16 protein-coding genes are annotated in these 18,332 nt (G+C 29.3%); 3 read left to right on the forward strand and 13 right to left on the reverse strand.

Features of this window, described 5'->3' with window-relative positions; genetic code table 11:
- Positions 1-224: 224 nt before the first annotated feature.
- Entirely contained in the window at positions 225-2,666 is a 2,442-nt protein-coding gene (locus KV700_RS02505) for a M1 family metallopeptidase (RefSeq protein ID WP_218598996.1), read from the forward strand.
- A 120-nt stretch (positions 2,667-2,786) separates the two neighbouring features.
- On the opposite strand, the gene KV700_RS02510 is transcribed toward KV700_RS02505, so the two are convergent.
- From KV700_RS02510 to KV700_RS02535, 6 genes are all read right to left on the reverse strand, one after another.
- Positions 2,787-5,147 carry an ATP-binding protein gene (locus tag KV700_RS02510; protein WP_218598997.1) on the reverse strand — a complete coding sequence of 787 codons (2,361 nt, stop codon included), beginning with the start codon at positions 5,145-5,147 and terminating at the stop codon, positions 2,787-2,789.
- Positions 5,148-5,154: 7 nt separating this feature from the next.
- On the reverse strand, positions 5,155-5,679 hold the full coding sequence (locus KV700_RS02515) for a thioredoxin family protein (RefSeq protein ID WP_218598998.1): 525 nt from the start codon (positions 5,677-5,679) through the stop codon (positions 5,155-5,157).
- 54 nt (positions 5,680-5,733) lie between these two features.
- A complete protein-coding gene (locus tag KV700_RS02520; RefSeq protein ID WP_218598999.1) occupies positions 5,734-6,384 on the reverse strand; it encodes a peroxiredoxin-like family protein in 651 nt (216 codons plus the stop codon).
- Positions 6,385-6,658: 274 nt separating this feature from the next.
- Positions 6,659-7,237, reverse strand: coding sequence for an NAD(P)H-dependent oxidoreductase (locus KV700_RS02525; RefSeq protein ID WP_218599000.1), 579 nt, complete (start codon positions 7,235-7,237; stop codon positions 6,659-6,661).
- Positions 7,238-7,297: 60 nt separating this feature from the next.
- Positions 7,298-7,861 (reverse strand): Crp/Fnr family transcriptional regulator, encoded by a 564-nt coding sequence (locus KV700_RS02530; RefSeq protein ID WP_218599001.1) that lies wholly within the window; start codon positions 7,859-7,861, stop codon positions 7,298-7,300.
- 271 nt (positions 7,862-8,132) lie between these two features.
- Complete coding sequence (locus KV700_RS02535; RefSeq protein WP_218599006.1) at positions 8,133-10,841, reverse strand: COR domain-containing protein; 2,709 nt, start codon at positions 10,839-10,841, stop codon at positions 8,133-8,135.
- A gap of 234 nt (positions 10,842-11,075) precedes the next feature.
- Between KV700_RS02535 and KV700_RS02540 the strand changes: the two genes are divergently transcribed.
- Positions 11,076-12,935, forward strand: coding sequence for a radical SAM protein (locus tag KV700_RS02540; RefSeq protein ID WP_218599007.1), 1,860 nt, complete (start codon positions 11,076-11,078; stop codon positions 12,933-12,935).
- Between the two features lie 863 nt (positions 12,936-13,798).
- Here KV700_RS02540 and KV700_RS02545 read toward each other — a convergent pair.
- Positions 13,799-14,311 carry a VOC family protein gene (locus KV700_RS02545; protein ID WP_218599008.1) on the reverse strand — a complete coding sequence of 171 codons (513 nt, stop codon included), beginning with the start codon at positions 14,309-14,311 and terminating at the stop codon, positions 13,799-13,801.
- A 157-nt stretch (positions 14,312-14,468) separates the two neighbouring features.
- On the opposite strand from KV700_RS02545, the gene KV700_RS02550 reads away from it, so the two are divergent.
- Positions 14,469-14,741 carry a helix-turn-helix domain-containing protein gene (locus KV700_RS02550; RefSeq protein ID WP_166387274.1) on the forward strand — a complete coding sequence of 91 codons (273 nt, stop codon included), beginning with the start codon at positions 14,469-14,471 and terminating at the stop codon, positions 14,739-14,741.
- Between the two features lie 43 nt (positions 14,742-14,784).
- Here the strand turns inward: KV700_RS02550 and KV700_RS02555 are convergent, their stop codons facing one another.
- The 6 genes from KV700_RS02555 to KV700_RS02580 all read right to left on the reverse strand — a co-directional run bounded on the left by KV700_RS02555 (position 14,785) and on the right by KV700_RS02580 (position 18,245).
- On the reverse strand, positions 14,785-15,027 hold the full coding sequence (locus KV700_RS02555) for a hypothetical protein (RefSeq protein WP_218599010.1): 243 nt from the start codon (positions 15,025-15,027) through the stop codon (positions 14,785-14,787).
- Between the two features lie 138 nt (positions 15,028-15,165).
- A complete protein-coding gene (locus KV700_RS02560) occupies positions 15,166-15,681 on the reverse strand; it encodes a PepSY domain-containing protein (RefSeq protein ID WP_218599011.1) in 516 nt (171 codons plus the stop codon).
- Positions 15,682-15,776: 95 nt separating this feature from the next.
- A complete protein-coding gene (locus KV700_RS02565) occupies positions 15,777-16,607 on the reverse strand; it encodes a mechanosensitive ion channel family protein (protein WP_166387210.1) in 831 nt (276 codons plus the stop codon).
- 47 nt (positions 16,608-16,654) lie between these two features.
- A complete protein-coding gene (locus tag KV700_RS02570; RefSeq protein WP_218599013.1) occupies positions 16,655-17,038 on the reverse strand; it encodes a DUF3037 domain-containing protein in 384 nt (127 codons plus the stop codon).
- Positions 17,028-17,807: a HipA family kinase gene (locus KV700_RS02575; protein ID WP_218599014.1), complete on the reverse strand. Its 780-nt coding sequence runs from the start codon at positions 17,805-17,807 to the stop codon at positions 17,028-17,030. The genes KV700_RS02570 and KV700_RS02575 overlap by 11 nt, the downstream gene beginning before the upstream one ends.
- An 84-nt stretch (positions 17,808-17,891) precedes the next feature.
- A complete protein-coding gene (locus tag KV700_RS02580) occupies positions 17,892-18,245 on the reverse strand; it encodes a helix-turn-helix domain-containing protein (protein WP_218599015.1) in 354 nt (117 codons plus the stop codon).
- Between the last annotated feature and the right edge of the window lie 87 nt (positions 18,246-18,332).

Here is an 18,332-nt window from a genome sequence, read left to right on the forward strand (position 1 = left end):
AATCTGAAAACGGTGAGTAAATAAACCAAAGAGAACGTAATTTTTTTCGCAGAATTCACAAGAGATTTTAATTTTTAGAGAACTATACGATTTTCTTTGTGACTTAGTGGTTAAGCTTTTATTAGTGTAAACTACACTGTAAATTGAATGCTATTTTTAACTGCTAATTAACGAATTACGCTCTAATTATTTATTACTTTTGAAACTTTACGAAAATATATTTTATGATGATTAAAAAAGTGCTGTTTATTGTTTTAGTTTTAGTGAGTTCAATCAGTTTTTCGCAAACTTACACTACTTACAAACCAGAAAGAGATAAAATACACAGTTTAGTACATACCAAATTAAAAGTAGATTTTAATTTTAGCAAGAAACAGTTAAATGGTGAAGCTTGGGTTACCGCAAAACCTCATTTTTATGCAACTAATAAAATTACGTTAGATGCAAAAGCAATGATTATTGAACAGGTTTCTTTAGATAATCAGAAATTAGACTATAAGTATGACGATGCTAGCATTGTTATAGATTTACCAAAAGAATATAAAAAAGACGAAGAATTTACGCTTTATATTAAATACATAGCACGTCCTGAAAAAGTAAAACAAAAAGGTAGTGCGGCAATAACGGATGCAAAAGGTTTATATTTTATTAATGCAGATGGTTCAGACAAAAACAAACCAACTCAAATCTGGACGCAAGGAGAAACTGAAGCAAGCAGTTGTTGGTTTCCTACGATAGACAGTCCGAATCAAAAAACTACACAAGAAATTTATATTACGGTTCCTAAAAAGTTTGTTACACTTTCTAACGGAAAGTTAATAAGCCAAATAGAAAATGGAACAAACAGAACCGATTATTGGAAAATGGATCAAAAGCATGCTCCTTACTTATTTTTTATGGGAGTAGGAGCGTATGAAATTATTAAAGATTCGTATAAAAATATTCCTGTAGATTATTATGTAGAAAAAGAATATGCTCCGTATGCAAAAGATATTTTTGGCTTAACTCCAGAAATGATTGGTTTCTTTTCTGATATTTTAGGAGTAGAATATCCTTGGAATAAATATAGCCAAATTGTAGGAAGAGATTATGTTTCTGGTGCCATGGAAAACACAACAGCTGTAATTCATGGAGAACAAGCATACCAAACTCCAGGGCAATTAATTGACGAAAATGTGCAAGAAAACACCATTGCACACGAGCTTTTTCATCATTGGTTTGGAGACTTAGTAACCTCAGAAAGTTGGTCTAATTTAACTTTAAACGAATCTTTTGCAAATTATAGCGAGTATTTATGGAGAGAACATAAATACGGAAAACTAGACGCAGATATGCATTTGTTTGATGATAGTCAGGCGTATTTAAATGGACAAGATATTGATAAACATTTAGTCCGTTTTAACTATGTAGACAAAGAAGATATGTTCGATTTAGTTAGCTATAACAAAGGTGGCGCTATTTTACACATGTTACGTAATTACCTAGGTGATGAAGCTTTTTTCTTAGGATTAAAAACCTATTTAAATGAAAATAAATACCAAGCTGCAGAAGTACATCAGTTAAGATTGGTTTTTGAAAAAATAACAGGTAAAGACTTAAATTGGTTTTTTAACCAATGGTATTTTGGTGCTGGCCACCCAAGAATAGATGTTTCTTACGATTACAATACGATTCAGAAAAAAGTAACTGTAAATCTTTTACAAACAAATGTAAATGAATTTAAATTTCCTTTAGCAATAGATATTTTTGAAAATGGTAAAAAAATAAGACACAATGTTTTTGTTGAGGGAAATGACGCCTCTTTTACATTTTCTTATACAAAACAACCAACGTTAATTCAAATAAATGCAGATGGTGTTTTATTATGTGAAATTACAGAAAATAAGGTGTTAAGTGATTATATTTTTCAGTTGAAAAATGCTGAAAATTATCAACACAGAAGAGAAGCTTTATTAGAAGTAGCTAAAAAACAAGAAGAAAAAGAGGCATTTAATGCGGTGGAAGCTGCAATGAGTGATGCTTCTTATAAAATTAGAATACTTGCTTTACAAAAGATAGATTTAATTAATAAATCTTCTAAAAAAGATGCTATTAATAAAATAATGAAAATTGCCAATTCAGATGAAAAAACATTGGTGCAAGCAACTGCAATTGAAACTTTAGGTAAATTAACAGATCCAGCATTGAAGTCTATTTTTGAAAAAGGTTTACAAAGTAAATCTTATTCTGTTATAGGAAAATCTTTGGTTGGCATGTATTATATAGATAAACCAACAGCAATTGCTAAAGCTAAAGAATTACCAGACGAAATTAAAAAGATATTAGCAACGCCTTTAACGCGCATTTACATAGAAGAAAACGACGAAATTGAATTACCTTTTATTGCTAAAAGTGTGGTTTCTGGAATGTTTTTATCGGGTGATGATGCTACAAAAAATCTTTATCAAAAAGCATTTAAGCAAATCTCTGAAAGTAATAATTCTGAAGCAATTCAGAATTTAGTAGATGATATGGTGGTAAAAGGAAATCAATACAAGTCTTTTAATTTTGATAAAGTGGTTATTAATTTAATGAAAACCATGATTAATGATCAAAAAGCAAAAAACACGCCAAATAAAGTTAGAAATACAGAAATTATAAAAGAATCAATGGCAAAATTACTATAATTTTTTTTTCAATGAAATGATGAGTAATTGAATATCTTCTATTTATACGGACAAAAAAGAGGTTTTATTTATGTGTTACACATAGATAAAACCTCTTTTAATTTTTAGAAAGTAAACCCTTTAATTTTGTGTTTCTTTAGGTATTGTAAAGTAAAATATAGTTCCTTTATCAACCTCACTTTCAACCCAAACTTCTCCTTTGTAAAGCTGAATTACTTTTTTTACAATAGAAAGACCAATACCAGATTTCGTTTCACTATCATCAACACTCTGAAAAAGTTCAAATATTTTTTTAAAATACCTTTCTTCAATTCCTTTTCCGTTATCTTTAATGTGAAACTTCCAAAATTGAGGCGTTTCTGTTATGCCAATTTCTATTTCTCCTTTTTCATCAACAATACTTTTAATTGCATTTTGAAGTAAATTTTGAAAAACTTGAAGAATTCTATGTTTATTTCCTTTTATAGTTGGTAAATTTTGATCAACCTTAATTTCTATAGATTTTGGTATAACCATTAACTTTACAAGCTCGTTTACCAAATTGAGTGTATTAATATCATATTCTTCCATTTCATTATTATCAATGCTAGAATATTTTAAAATACCAGTAATTAAAGATTCCATTCTTTCTAGATTTTCTAGAATTAATTGAGTGTACATTTCACTTTCTTCCGTTAGCTTGTTTTCTTTGTCACTTTCAATCCAATTTACTAAAGTATATACGCTTTGTAACGGTGTTTTTAAATCGTGAGAAACAATATGAGCATAGTTGTTTAATTCGGTGTTTTTATGCTCTAAGTTTTTTAAAAGTTCTTCTCTTGCTTTGTTTGCTTTTAAAATATCATCAGATTGTTTTTCTATTTGTTTTACCAAATTTATAGACTCGTTAATTTCTGAGGAATTTTCTATCGAGTCAATATTTAAAACATTTGCTATGTAATTTAAACTCTTTATAACTTTTTTAAGATTCTTAGACTCTTTTTGTGCGTCTTTACGATCTGTAATATCTGTAACAGCACCTATTACATTAATAATTTCATTTTCTTTATTTAGTAATAATGATACATTTAAATCTCCCCAAATAACCGTTTTATCTTTTCTAATATAACGTTTTTCTATATTATAAGAATCAAATTCTCTTTTAATCAGTTTATCAAACTTCTCAAGATCAGTATTTAAATCATCTAAATGTGTAAAATCTGCAAAGGTCATGTTTGTCATTTCCTCTTCAGAATATCCTAAAATATCTAGAAGTTTTTTATTTGTAAATTCTGGTTTTCCTTTTAAATCGACCAAAGTAATACCAATACCAGCATTGTTAAAAATAGAATAGAACTTTCTTTCTGTTAACTTTAATTCGTCTAATTTAATGTTTAGGTTTTTTTGTGTTTTATTTTTTAATCCCTCTAATTCAATATTTTTTTTCTGAAGTTCTTTGTATTGAATTCGTATTCTGTTATTATAATACTGAATACCAATTAGAATAAAAAGTATTAAAATAGCACTAAGAATAAATGATAACCACTTATAAAAATTATAAATAGATTGAGATTTATAAACCTGCTTTAAATCTATTTTATGAATAAGTATAAGTGTTTTATTCTCTTTATAATTACTGTTTTTTAAACTAGTGTTATTAATTGTTAATTTATTAAATACGTAAATAACATCTTTATAAGTATCGCTTCCAGCATTGTTTTGCTGTATGTTTTGCCACAACTGTTTATGTGTGTTTTTTAAAGCTAAACTATCTGAATTAGTAGTAATATGACTAAAATTTTTGTATTTATCTTTAGATATTAAAGAGAAACCTTCCAATGTATTTAATTCAAACGAAGTATATTTAAGATTGTTTTGATTAGATAATTTATTAAAAATATCGCTAATAAAATAATTAACAACTATTAAACCTGTCCACTTATTATTAACATTGTATGTTTTTTTAGCAACTCTAAGTACTGGGTTGTATGGAATTTCAATTTTCCCAAAATCCATATTTAAATCTATATTTGAAAAATAGATTTCGTTTTTCTTTAAATTTTTAGCATTTTTAAAGTAATACCTATTGCTTTTATCTTGTAAGTTAATAGAATCCACAACTTTGGCAGAGTTAACGCTATCAAAATCTACCCGAACAACTTCATGACCAAGAGTGTCTATAAAACGAACTTGATCATAAGTAGTTTGTAGGTTAGAAAAATGAAGAAAAAAGTCTTCTAATTTTTCTCTTTTAGGATGTATGTCTTTATTAAAACCTGTTGTATTAAATTGCCAATCAATAATATCAATATCTGTAGCTAGATATTTATAGATTTCATTAATTAAAATTCCTTTTGCGTTTAAATCATTTTCTGCACTATTTTTTATAATTTCTAACTCGTTTTGGGTAATAATTTTATAATAATTATCGATACCTAAATAAGTAACAAGAACCAAAGGGATAAAAAACAGTAGGAGTTTATTTGTTTTAACAAATTTCATTTGAGTTCTATTTTTTCATAACAAATTGATTTGTAATATTTATTACATCTTTTTGTGTAATTTTTATGGCAGATTTCTTTATTTTTTCTAGAAACACTTCTACTTCTTCAGCACTTCCTGGAGCTCCTAAATTCTGACCATTATTATCATTAGAATCTGTAATAAGCGCTAAGTTGTTATCTAAAATTAACCAAAAGGGTAAGCCAGCTTTATCTCCATCATACTTTTTTAATAAATCTAGAGAACCTGGGTTTTCTAAATTTTTATTTTTTGAAGATTCTAGCACAACAATAGGTACAATTACATAATTATCATCAAAAAACTTTTTAGTCTTTTTAGAACGCATGTCTTTGGTCATTTTATGGCACCAACTACACCAAGAAGCCTCAAATTTTATAAAAATAGATTTCCCTTCTTTTTTTGCTTTCTTTTGTGCTTTTTCTAATAAAACTTTTGTACTTTCTTGTGCTGATGTTTGATAATTAACAGCCAATAAAGCGGTTATAAAAAGTACTAAAAATTTAACTTTCATAGATTGGTTTTTAATGTGTTAAAATACTACTATTTGTATAGTCTTAATAGTTTACTAAGATAACTTTTTTAAAGCCTCAATAATCTCATTAGGTTCAGAACGTGTTCTATAATCAACATTTACATAATTCCAAGCAACAACGCCATTTTTACTTAATATAAATGTAGCAGGAATTGGCAATATACTGCCATTACCATTGTTTATCTTTTCTAAATCAAGATTACGATCTACTCGCATGTGCTCTGCCATAAACTCAGGTACTTCCCAAGCAACTCCATATTTAGATGCTACTTTTGCATTTTGGTCAGACAATACTATAAAATCCATTTCATTAATCTCGCTTTTTGTTAAAGAACCATCTGGTACTTGCGGACTAATAGCAACTAATGAAGCTCCCAAAGCTTTAATTTCGTTTAACTTTGCTTGCAAGGCTCTTAGTTGTAAGTTGCAATACGGACACCAATCACCTCTATAAAATGTAATTACAAGAGGACCTTTTTCTAATAAAACATCTAATGAAATTAAATTCCCTTCAGCATTAGACAACTCAAAACTTGGTGCTTTTTCACCTACTTTAAGCGCATTTTTACCTTCTTCAAAATCTTTTGCTTTTGCTATAATTTCATCAATCCCTTTCATAAAGTTAGGGTTATTCTTTCTTCCTGCTGCAATTTTAGCGTCTGTTTGTGCTCTTAGGTTTTTCATTATTTTCTGTAATTAGTTTTTACTGATATTTCAAATGTAAATATTTATTAGGCTGTTTTAAGGAAAATCAATATTAAAGTTTAAAAAATAAAATTCTTATTTTTTTAAGAGAGTACTTGTTTAATAAATAAAAGTTATTTGCAAGCAAACATCCAGCATTGTATAGAATGTTAGATATTTGTTTTATTAGTTGCTAATTTTTTAAGATAGATTAGCAAGAATTATTGTACTAGGCGAGAAGTAGTCTATAAATTATATACGGTATTGGCAATTGTTATTTAACGCTTTCTCCTAACAAGGTTACTTTATTTAACCACTTTGCTCTAAAAGCAGAAGTTGAATTTTTTATTGAAGCTATATAAGTTGTTTTTACAGGGTTTATTCCACAAAATTTTAGTGTTCCGTTTTTTAACTGGTTTATTGCCGGACTTTTCATTACCAGAAAATCATACCATTTTGGTGTATCTGCGGTAATAATTAAACGTGCAGATTTTCCTTTCAGTAGTTTTTCGGGTAATGCTTTTCCCTTAATCGGTAAATATGTAATTGATGGTAAAAATGTTCTGTCTATAAAGCCTTTCATAAGCGCAGGATATCCATACCACCACATTGGAAACACCCAAACAATATGATCTGCTTTTTTAATTTTTTCGATGGCTAAAACTAAATCAGGCTCCAATTCCATTCTTTTGCGATACCCAAATTGCAGATTAGGATTAAACTCCAATTCTACAATGTTAATTTTAGAAATTATAGCATTTGTTTTATTTGCTCCTTTTAGGTAAGCTTCTGATAAGGCATAATTAAAACTCTCTTTATCAGGATGTCCATTTATTATTAGTACTTGTTTCATAATTGTTCTTTGTTTTGTGCAAAGAACAATACTTCTGTACTTTTTTAAAAGGACATATGTCTAATTCGTAATTGACTTTCTTATTCTACTTAAATGTCTTTGGGTGATGCCTAAATAGGAAGACAAAAAGTTTAAAGGAATTGCTTGCAAATATTCTGGCTGATTTATAAGTAAATCTTTATATTTTTTTTCTGCAGATTCTTTTTGCAACAAGAAAACTCTTTTTTCCATTTTAATGTATTCTTGCTCCGTAATTAACTTAAAAAATTTTAGCCAATTGGTACTCGATTTCTCTAATAGTAAAATTTCTTCTCTAGATATTGTTAATAATTCTATAGCTGTTAATGCCTGAATATTTTCAATTGTTTTTGTTTGAGACAAGAAGGAAGAGTAGGCGCTAACAAATGAATTAGAAAAGGTAAAACAATAGGTAACTTCTTCTTCTGATGAAGTATAATAAAAAGATCTAAATAAACCAGAAACTACAAATGCGACTTCTTTAGATGTCTGACCTTCTTTAATGAAAAAATCGTCTTTTTTTAATTGCTTTTTCTGAACCTTACTTTCAAAAATGTCGATTTCTTTTTCGGTTAAAATGCCAAATGTTTGTAGGTAGTTTCTCATTTTTGTTATTGCTGTGAACGGTTTAGTATAAGAAAATCGTTTCAATTTTTTATATCAGAAGTTAGTTAGGTTTGGTTTTTATTATTTTCTGTAATAATTTTTCACCAATATTAAAAATGTAAATACTTATTACACTGTTTTATGTAAAAATAATATTAAAACTTAAAAGCGGAATTCTTATTAATTTTAAGAGCATACTTTTTTAGATAAACCAAAGTTGTTAAATACAAACACCAAGCATTGAATAAAATGCTAGATGTTTGTTATCGAATTATAAGATTCCTTCAAATAAATTTTTTAAATCATCTAAATTAAATTGAGTCGATAGATCTTTTAAGCCTTTTAATATTGACTTAAGTGCTTCTCCACCATCTTGTATATTCTTTAACTGCTCTTTAGCATTACCTAATGTTTTTAAAACAGATTTCAATTTTCTGCCCCAACCTTTCTCTTTTACATCTCCACTATTGGTCGCCGATTTAGAATCATCAGCAAATTGCATTACCTTTTTTAACGCTTCGCTTAAAACCTTATTAGAATAGCCTAATTCTTCAAGTAGATAAAGAGCATCACCTTTTACTGTGCTACTAATATTATTAACGATATTAATATCAATATCAATATTAATTTGAGTATTTAGTTGAGTATTTACAGTCGGACTATTATTGTTTAATATGTTTAAAACTAAATTGCCTCCTTTTTCCTGAAAAACTAATTCATCTTTTTTATACTTTTCTAATGTTTGTTCTTTACTTTCAAACATTCCAATTAAATAACCAACGTTATAGTCTTTTCTAGATTTAGAGTGAAAATAGATTGACTTATTAGCTGAAATATGACTTAATAAATCTTCATATGCGACAGTATTTCTAGAATCCTCATCCAAAGAAATTAATTCGCTATATGATATCTGAGCATAACTAGAGGCAATCTCATGTAGTTCTCTTCTTATGTGTTCCCACATACCTAATTTTTCATTACCTTTTATACGAACGTAGATACGTTTTGCTTCTTTATCCGCATGTATCATAGAAATGGATTCACTTTTACTATCTTTTATAACTATACCTGAATACCAGTAATTATTATCATATGCAAAAGGTAATTTTTTCGCTGTAAAACGATGTATCAAGGCAAGCGGCATATAATCTTTAAATTGCAATATATATGTACGAACACCTTCTCCACGGAAATCACTGTATTCTACTTTAGGGACTTTACCAAATGCAGAGGGTATTAATAAGGTTTCATCATCTGGAGTATAACACAAATCAAATTTTTTCATCATGCTTAGGATATAACCATAATGTGTTTCGTCATATGTATAATCCTCATCACTTATTGGTAGTAGTAATTCTTCAAAATGATTAATGTTAATAACACCAAAAAGGCTAGCTGTTTTTTTTGAGGTAATTATTTTATAAACACCTTGAGTAATCCACTTAGGGCTAAGTACATGAAGAAAATTAAGATAGGTGTCTCCAAACCAGGTTACTGCTCCAATTGTTGTAAAATACTTTAATAGTAATTTTTGAGTTTTTTCATTACCTGCATTATTCCTATTACATATTTCACTGTAAGTTTTATAGTCTAAATAATGTTGATCTCCTGAAGTACATTCTTTAATTTCTTTTTTTATTTTAAACCAATTATTAGGAAACTGTTCATCTACTGTTTGTAATTTAACAACTTGGTTTTCTAAATCTCTTTTAAATTCATTTATTCCACAACCTGTCTTACAACTTGTATTATAAAACCCAACGATATTGGGATATTTTTCTTTTAAAAACTTTCTATCAGCTATTTCTGTTGTATTGTCATCTTGTTTATTAAAAACGACTAAAACATCTGCTTTACCTCCAAGGCTTTCTATTTGTTGTAGCCAATATTCAGGTTCTTCTTCTTTACGATTATCAAGAACTAAAATATATAAGCAACCTTCAGTGAAAAAGAATTTATGAATAGCGTGTTGAATTTCTTGTCCACCAAAATCCCAAAGATGAAAAGTCAACTCTCTATTGTCTGTATGTATAAGTTTCCAATTTTCAATAAAAACGCCATTCGTTTGAGATTTACCTTGTTCAAAAGTATTATATAAAACTCTTTCAATTAAACTAGATTTTCCAGCACTACCATCTCCAACGACTATTATTCTTCCTTCTGAAAGAGGGGCGTGACCAAATTCATCAGTAGCTTCATAATAATTTTTTATTGTTTCAGCACCTAATTCTATAACAGAATTAGGAGGGTATTCTAAGGGGTTATTTCTAATATTTATACCTTCATCTATGAAGAACTCCTCAACTTCATCAATATTAGAATCCAACCATTCAAACTTTTCAGCTAACTTGGTAGGTATAATTTTAATTTTATTATTAGATAAAATTAATTCTTTTATTTTTGTGTTTTTTGTTAAAATTTCTATATCAATTATTTCATTTTCACTTGCGTTTAACTTTTCAAGTTTATTTAATGAGGAAACAAAATTTAAATTTTTTAAACCAATTTTTTGGCAATACAATTCTTCTAGATTTGTTAATAAACTTAAAGGATATTCATCTGAAATTGGATTATTCCAAATAGCTAATACTTCCAGTAATGGAAATTTCAATAATAAACTAATGTCATCAATTTTATTCCCACCTAGAAATAAGTGTCTTAAATTAGGGTTTGGGTGTATTGAAGATATATCTTCAATATTATTGTTTGATAAAGAAAGAGATGTTAAATTTTTTAAATTGCTAATTGGACTTAAGTCCATTATAGCTGTATTTACATTTCTATTAGATATACCTAAAGCGATTATATTGTTTTCTTCGTTAGTCACAAAAAAATCCCTCATTTGTCTTAGACCATCATTAAAAAGGTTCTCTTCAGGTTCTTGTTCTAAAACAATATCATAAATTTCTTCTAGCTCCAAAATTTTGATAGGTTTGTCTTGTTTAGTAATACTTTCTTGCATTATTCTTTCTTTTTCCATTTCATTATTTTTTGTGTTCCAACTGAATAATGCTTTGACTTTATTTTAACACTAACTATCAGAATTTAGCGAATTTAGATTTTTTTAGTCATAAACCCCACAAGTAACACTACTCATTATAACCAACTTATCAACCAAAAATACTACCTCCCAAAACCAAATCAACAAAAACCAACCAAAATTTTTAACTGTAATCCTAAATCAGATAGTATCTTTGCACTTTACAAAATTTTTATGTCTATAAACACACTTTTAATTACCCCACCTTTCACGCAATTAAATACGGCGTATCCAGCAACCGCATACATCAAAGGATTTTTAGATTCTAAAAATGTACCAACTACACAGATGGATTTAAGTATAGAGTTGTTTACGGCGGTATTTACAAAAGAATTTATAGACGCTATTTTTAAACAAGCAGAAATGTTAGGCAACAAAGAATTGCCTTTAGTTTGGGAGCAGAAAGAAGATTACATAAATAAAGTAGATTCTGTAATGAACTATTTGCGAGTGCAAGAAGTAACGGCAGCGTATCAAATTGTGCATAAAGACTATTTACCACACGGACACAGACGTGTAAAATTAAAAAACGATTTAAGTACAGAATTTGGTAAACTAGGTATTTTAGACAAAGCCAAACACATTGCCACGTTATTTGTAGAAGAATTAGGCGATTTTATAAACACCAATGTAGATGAGTTTTTCTCGTTTACACGTTATGCAGAACAAATTGGTAGAGCCGCTTCTAGTTTCGATGAACTAGACGAATGTTTACAGTTCGAAACCACGTTAATAGAAGACGAAATGCTGTACTTGTTAGACGAGAAAATACAACAAGACACTTATGATTTAGTTTGTTTTACGGTTCCTTTTCCGGGAAACTTGTTTTCTGCGTTGCGTTGTGCTCAGTTTATAAAACAAAACTATCCAGATATAAAAATTGCCATGGGCGGTGGTTATTGCAACACCGAATTAAGACGTTTGTCTGATCCTAGAATTTTCGATTTTGTAGATTTTATTACGCTAGATGATGGCGAAGGTCCGTTGTTAAGAATTACCGAATTTATTGCAGGTAAAATAGGCGAGGACAAGCTAGAAAGAACTTATATCTGTAGAAATGATACGGTAATTTATCAGAATAAATTACCGAATACCATTTTTCATCATAAAAATTTACCCGCGCCAAGTTACATTGGTTTGCCAACGGAAAAATACTTGTCTTTTTTAGATGTTATGAATCCAATGCACAGAATGTGGTCTGACGGAAAGTGGAATAAACTCACCATTTCTCACGGTTGTTATTGGAAACAATGTTCTTTTTGCGACGTTACACTAGATTATATTAGCAATTACGAAAACACCACAGCAGATGATTTAGTCAATAAAATAGAGAAAATAATTTCAGAAACCGGCGTAACAGGTTTCCATTTTGTAGATGAAGCTGCACCGCCAAAAATGTTAAGAGCCTTGGCTAATAAATTGATGGAACGCAAAGTGTACATTACTTGGTGGACCAACATTCGTTTCGAAAAAACATTTACGCCAGAATTGTGTGCTTTATTATCTAAATCTGGTTGTATTGCTGTAACTGGCGGATTAGAAGTTGCTTCAGATAGGTTATTAGCAAAGATGAAAAAAGGGGTGGATATTGGGCAAGTAGCAAGAGTAACCAAAGCTTTTTCTGATGAAAACATTATGGTACATGCCTATTTAATGTTCGGTTTTCCTACAGAAACAGCACAAGAAACCATCGATTCTTTAGAAGTTGTACGTCAGTTATTTTATCATAATTGTATTCAATCTGCTTTTTGGCATCAATTTGCGTGTACAAGCCACAGTCCGGTTGGTAAAAACCCAGACGAGTTTGAAATTAACATTATTGGTCCGGAATTTAAAGGCTTTGCAGAAAACGATTTATATCACGAAGATCCAACAGGAGCAGAGCATCATTTGTACAGCCAAGGATTAAATACCGCTTTAAATAATTACTTAAATCACAAAGGGTTTGAAATTCCATTAGAAGATTATTTTAATTTTAAGGTTCCAAAAATCACTTTAGAAAACAACTTAATAGCAGGATATTTAAAAGTGTAAAAATGCTATTTTTTTTAGAAGCTATTTCCAGCTTTCCACTATATCTTTTTTTTCGTACCTCAAAAAAAGGATGCCGTTTCAATCTGGGCTAGACTTGTTTGTTGGCTGTTGTTCGAGCTCGTTTGTAACGAGTGCCAATAACATATAAAACATTAGGCTCTGTACTCGTTACAAACGAGCACTAGCAGAGCAATTTAATTACCGCAAACAGATTGCTTCGTACCTCGCAATGACGCTTATTAAATAACAATTAAAAAGGATGCCGTTTCAATCTGGGCTAGAATTATTTGTTAGCTTTTGTTCGTGCTCATTTGTAAAGAGTGCCAATAACATATAAAACATTAGGCTCTGTACTCGTTACAAACGAGCACTAGCAGAGCAATTTAATTACCGCAAACAGATTGCTTCGTATCTCGCAATCACGCTTATTAAATAACAATTAAAAAGGATGCCGTTTCAGTCTGGGCTAGAATTATTTGTTAGCTTTTGTTCGCGCTCGTTTGTAACGAGTGCCAATAACATATAAAACATTAGGCTCTATATTCGTTACAAACGAGCACTAGCAGAGCAATTTATTTATCGCAAATAAATTGCTTCGTACCTCGCAATGACGCTTATTAAATAACAATTAAAAAGGATGCCGTTTCAATCTGGTCTAGACTTGTTTGTTGGCTGTTGTTCGCGCTCATTTGTAACGAGTGCCAATAACATATAGAACACCAGCTTCTGTACTTGTTACAAACGAGCACTAGTAGAGAGTAGTGAAAGCAGGAAAAAGCTTCTAAAAGAAAATGTTAGTCAATATAACAGTAATCAACTAACATTTTAAGTTTTTATTGCAATTTTTAAAACGGACTTAAACTTTATTTAGCATACGCTCCAGAAGAATAGGTTAACTCGTAACTATGTGTGTACACTTCAAAAACGATACCGAAAGGATCTTCTACATAACACATTTTAAAAGGCTTGTCTTTTGGATAATATTCTCTAATTGGCATTCTTTGTTTCCCTCCGTACGCCACAATTTTATCTACCAATGCTTCAAAATTTGGGTCTTGGATACAAAAATGAAAAAGGCCTGTATTAAAAGGACTAAATTCTGGTGCTTCTTTTATGCCTTTCGGAAAAGAAAATAACTCAACCCCAATTCCGTCTGAAGTAGATAAATGTGCAATTTCAAATTCTGTCCAATCTTCGCCAAAAACATCAATACACATAATTCCAATTGCGGTGTCTGCTTCTTTTTTAACAGTAGAAGGCTCCATAATAATGTACCAGCCCATTACTTCTGAATAAAATTTTACAGCTTCTTTAATATTTGGAACGGTAAGACCTATGTGTGAAAATGATTTGGGATACTCTTGTTTTGTTTTCATAATATTTAATTTACGTTGCAAAATTAAATTATATTTGTCTATTTGGCAATAACTTACCTAAAAGTAGTATAGTTACCAAAACGAGTAAAATAATGATTATCAATACAATAAGACTATAAATTTGATAGAAAAAGTTACATGTCCTTTAAATTATACTATGAATTTAATAGGTACAAAATGGAAACCTTTAATTTTATTCCATTTATTAGAAGGTGGTTTAAGGTCTGGAGTTTTACAAAAACACATAATAGGTGTTTCTAACAAAATGTTTACACAGACGGTTAGAGAGTTAGAAAAAGATGGACTTATTTCTAGGAAAGTCTACCCTGTTGTTCCGCCAAAAGTAGAATATAAATTGACTAAAAGAGGACAATCTTTAGAAAGTATTTTAAGGAATTTAGATAAATGGGGATTAGAAGACATTAGTTAAAATAAAAAACTATTCGTTATTAAGTTGCTTTAATTTATTGTAATTAAAAAAAAATAGCTAAAACCATTGTTACAGCAGCAATTAATATACCGCTTTTTCGTTCAGAAAAACTAGTAACAGACCTATAATCAACAACATAAAAAGTTGCCCAAATAGCTATTAAAGAGTAAATAGATAAAATAGTTTTATGTTTCCATATTGATAATTTAGCATTTAAACTACTTTGAATCCACCAAAAAACAACCATTGTTGGTACAAATAAAACTGCTCCAAAAAGCATCATCATAAAACTAATTTTAAATGAATTTAAGATGCTATCTAAACTAGAATCATTAATAAAATCTACAGAAATGAACGCTAAAAGTAGAGGCGAGGCAATAATTGTAAATAACCAAACCCTTTAAAGTATAACTCATTTTTAGTTTTAAATAAACAATAAAATAATTGTTAGAAGTACACCGCCAACAGCAAAATACATTCCTTTTTTAAAAACAGGCATTTTTGGTGCGTACATCCAAAAAGCAGAAAAAACAAAAAAGAGCAACGCAACTCCAAAAAAGATGTTTAAAAAATAAAGAGGACTGCTGGTATTTGCTTTATGTAGTTTTTCCATTTTATCAAGCACAAAGGGCAATTGCATTTTTTTTATCGTTGCAACACCTGTTGTTTGGTTGTAATTTCCATTTCTTAAATATAAAACAGCACCTTCTTGTTTTATTACTTTTGCTCCTTTTTTAAATATGGGCGCTAAGTCTCGTTCAGATAAATTTGGAGCTAATTTTTTTTCAGTGATTACTTCTGTTTTTAAGAAATCTGTATTTCTGTAAACCATTATAATTCCGCTTAATGCATACACAAACATAATTCCTGCTAAGAAAAAGCCTAAATACCTGTGAATAATTCTAATTTGAAATGAGAATGGAGTCTTTCTTTTAGTCATGATATTATTTAATTTAAAAAGTATATAGTTTGGACTTATATTTCTACTAAGGGTTTAATATAAAAGTTGCATTTTTTATGATTTTTTTTAACTATTTAGTTTTGTTTTACATGCACATCCATTTGTGGAAAAGGAATAGCAATGTTATTTTCAACAAACTTACGTCTTATAACTCTGCGGATATCACTTTTCATTCTATCTGAACCAAAGATAGAACTACTATAAAATAAGAGTTGAAAATCTAAAGAAGAATCTCCAAACCCTACTAATCTAGCTTCTATAGGTTTTTTATGATCTACCTCTGGATGTTCTTTACCGCTTTCATTAAGAATTTTAATAACAAACTCTACATCACTTTCATAAGAAACACCAATATTAATTCTAAAACGATTTAAGTGTGTTTGATGGCTCCAGTTAATCACTTTATTTGTTGTAATTAAAGAATTAGGGATAATTATAGAAATATCATCTGTATTTAATCCTTTTGATGTTCGCAAACCAATTTCTTGTATTTTTACAATATCTCCATCTATTTCTAAAATATCAGAAATTCGAATAGACCTTTCAGAAAGTAAAATAATTCCAGAAATAACGTCGTTAAAGGTTTGTTGTAATCCAAGACCAACACCCACTAACAAAGCTGCAGAACCTGCAATTAATATGGTTACCTTAATACCTAAAGTTTCTAAAATTAATCCGAAAGAAACAATCCAAACTACATATTTTATAATTTGAAATAACGAATACGTGTTACCTTCATTAAATTCATTTACACCTTTGTTTCTAAACATAGATTTCTTTAATATTCCTAAAACAATTTTTGTGAATATTATAATAAGAAACACCATACAAAGCGTGCTTACTTTTAAACTATACGCTCCAAGACTAAAGAGTTCGAATTCTAAAATTTTCTTTAATAAATCCATTCTGATTTTATACTAATTTTAATCTTTAAAAAGGTGATTTTCTATTTTTACAAAACATATTTTTCAAAAATATCATTCAATTCTTTCTCAGGCTCATTACATAAACCAGGGTGCGTTTTAGAACTCTGTATAATGGTGCTTCTGCAGGCCGCCAACCATCTAAAGCGATCTGATATTTCAAATTCACCAATTTTACCACCTGCAGCTTTTCCTTCACAAATTAATTTCCAAGCATTTAAATAATTGTTTAAAGTATCTAATTCTAATTCTGGCGCCAATGCTTTTAGCTTATCTGCATTAATGTGGAATTTAATATCTAAGAATTTTTTACGTTTAGAAAATAAAATAACCCCCACATTAAAGAATTCTTCGCGTTCTACTTTTGGAACCAATCTAATAATGGCATATTCAAATGTAACTTTATCTAGCATCTTCCGCTTCTTTAACTAATTTATCAATCATAGAAAGTTTTGCATTTAAAAATTGAATATACGCAGCTCTTATCTCATTAGTATTTAAAATATCTCCTTCATTTATTAACCAATCTTCCGGTATATTTGCCACAATTTCATTAATTACATCTGCATTTATCATCGTTTTAATTTCTAATGAAGCTTGTTGTAAAAGCGAAGCTTTTGGTAAAAGGACATGGTCTTTTATTAAAGGAAAAGTTCTTGTTAAATGGTTTTCCCAAGTCGCCCAATTATGATGAAAGTAAAAACTTGCTCCATTATCAATAATCCAAAGTTCATTATGCCAATTCAACAAGTTGGTGTTTTTAGCGGTTCTGTCAATATTGCTTATCAAACTATCTAAAATAACTACTTTAGATGCCGTAAGCGCATCTGCAACAGAAACCAAAGGATCATAGGTAATTGCGCTCGATAAGAAATGTAATCCTAAATTTAAACCGACACTAAATTTTAATAAATCCTGAATTTCTTCATCGGGTTCTGTTTTACTAAAAGAATCATCTAAATTCATAAAAACCAACTCTGGCACTTTTAAACCAATCGCTCTTGCGAGTTCGCCTCCTATAAATTCTGAAATTAATGCTTTTTTACCTTGACCTGCACCTCTAAACTTAAGTACGTATAAAAAGCCATCGTCAGCTTTTACGATTGCAGGCAAAGATCCGCCTTCTCGTAAAGGTTGCAAATATTGTACAACATTTACGGTTCTAATATCAATTGTGTTCATAAATACTAAATTATACTAATTCTATAACTTCAAGTTTATTTAAAGAGAATTTGTTTTAAACAATCTGTGTTTAATAAATTTTTATCATTTCTGATATTCATCAAAAGTACCATCAGAATAAAAAACAACAATACGTTGTATTTTTTTCCCAACCTTTTCAGAAGAAGAATCATTAAAAAAAGTTGGAGCAGTAGCTGCTTTCGTTTCTGCATTTTTAGGAAAACTACCTTTTCCGTTTAACAACCAATACATATCTACGTCATTAAATTCTGTAGTTACTTTTAGAATAAAATCTAAACTTGGTTTATTTCTTCCGGATAGGATATGGGAAATACTGGAGCGTTGTACGCCAACCTTATCTGCAAACATAGAGGCAGATAATTGATGAAATTCCATCACTTGTTTTAAACGTGTAGTAAATTCAGATATGTTTACCATTGTAATATTGTTTCTTTATACAAATGTATACAATCTAATTGTCGTGACAAAAAATATAATTGTAAACAGTTTTAATAGTTCTTTTAC

The organism is Polaribacter sp. NJDZ03 (assembly GCF_019263805.1).
Taxonomy (GTDB): Bacteria; Bacteroidota; Bacteroidia; order Flavobacteriales; family Flavobacteriaceae; genus Polaribacter.

Excerpts from the sequence above, each read along its gene's own strand:
- KV700_RS02505 (WP_218598996.1), top strand. The coding sequence starts at position 225 with ATGATGATTAAAAAAGTGCTGTTTATTGTTTTAGTTTTAGTGAGTTCA.
- KV700_RS02510 (WP_218598997.1), bottom strand. The coding sequence starts at position 5,147 with ATGAAATTTGTTAAAACAAATAAACTCCTACTGTTTTTTATCCCTTTG.
- KV700_RS02515 (WP_218598998.1), bottom strand. The coding sequence starts at position 5,679 with ATGAAAGTTAAATTTTTAGTACTTTTTATAACCGCTTTATTGGCTGTT.
- KV700_RS02520 (WP_218598999.1), bottom strand. The coding sequence starts at position 6,384 with ATGAAAAACCTAAGAGCACAAACAGACGCTAAAATTGCAGCAGGAAGA.
- KV700_RS02525 (WP_218599000.1), bottom strand. The coding sequence starts at position 7,237 with ATGAAACAAGTACTAATAATAAATGGACATCCTGATAAAGAGAGTTTT.
- KV700_RS02530 (WP_218599001.1), bottom strand. The coding sequence starts at position 7,861 with ATGAGAAACTACCTACAAACATTTGGCATTTTAACCGAAAAAGAAATC.
- KV700_RS02535 (WP_218599006.1), bottom strand. The coding sequence starts at position 10,841 with ATGGAAAAAGAAAGAATAATGCAAGAAAGTATTACTAAACAAGACAAA.
- KV700_RS02540 (WP_218599007.1), top strand. The coding sequence starts at position 11,076 with ATGTCTATAAACACACTTTTAATTACCCCACCTTTCACGCAATTAAAT.
- KV700_RS02545 (WP_218599008.1), bottom strand. The coding sequence starts at position 14,311 with ATGAAAACAAAACAAGAGTATCCCAAATCATTTTCACACATAGGTCTT.
- KV700_RS02550 (WP_166387274.1), top strand. The coding sequence starts at position 14,469 with ATGAATTTAATAGGTACAAAATGGAAACCTTTAATTTTATTCCATTTA.
- KV700_RS02555 (WP_218599010.1), bottom strand. The coding sequence starts at position 15,027 with ATGATGATGCTTTTTGGAGCAGTTTTATTTGTACCAACAATGGTTGTT.
- KV700_RS02560 (WP_218599011.1), bottom strand. The coding sequence starts at position 15,681 with ATGACTAAAAGAAAGACTCCATTCTCATTTCAAATTAGAATTATTCAC.
- KV700_RS02565 (WP_166387210.1), bottom strand. The coding sequence starts at position 16,607 with ATGGATTTATTAAAGAAAATTTTAGAATTCGAACTCTTTAGTCTTGGA.
- KV700_RS02570 (WP_218599013.1), bottom strand. The coding sequence starts at position 17,038 with ATGCTAGATAAAGTTACATTTGAATATGCCATTATTAGATTGGTTCCA.
- KV700_RS02575 (WP_218599014.1), bottom strand. The coding sequence starts at position 17,807 with ATGAACACAATTGATATTAGAACCGTAAATGTTGTACAATATTTGCAA.
- KV700_RS02580 (WP_218599015.1), bottom strand. The coding sequence starts at position 18,245 with ATGGTAAACATATCTGAATTTACTACACGTTTAAAACAAGTGATGGAA.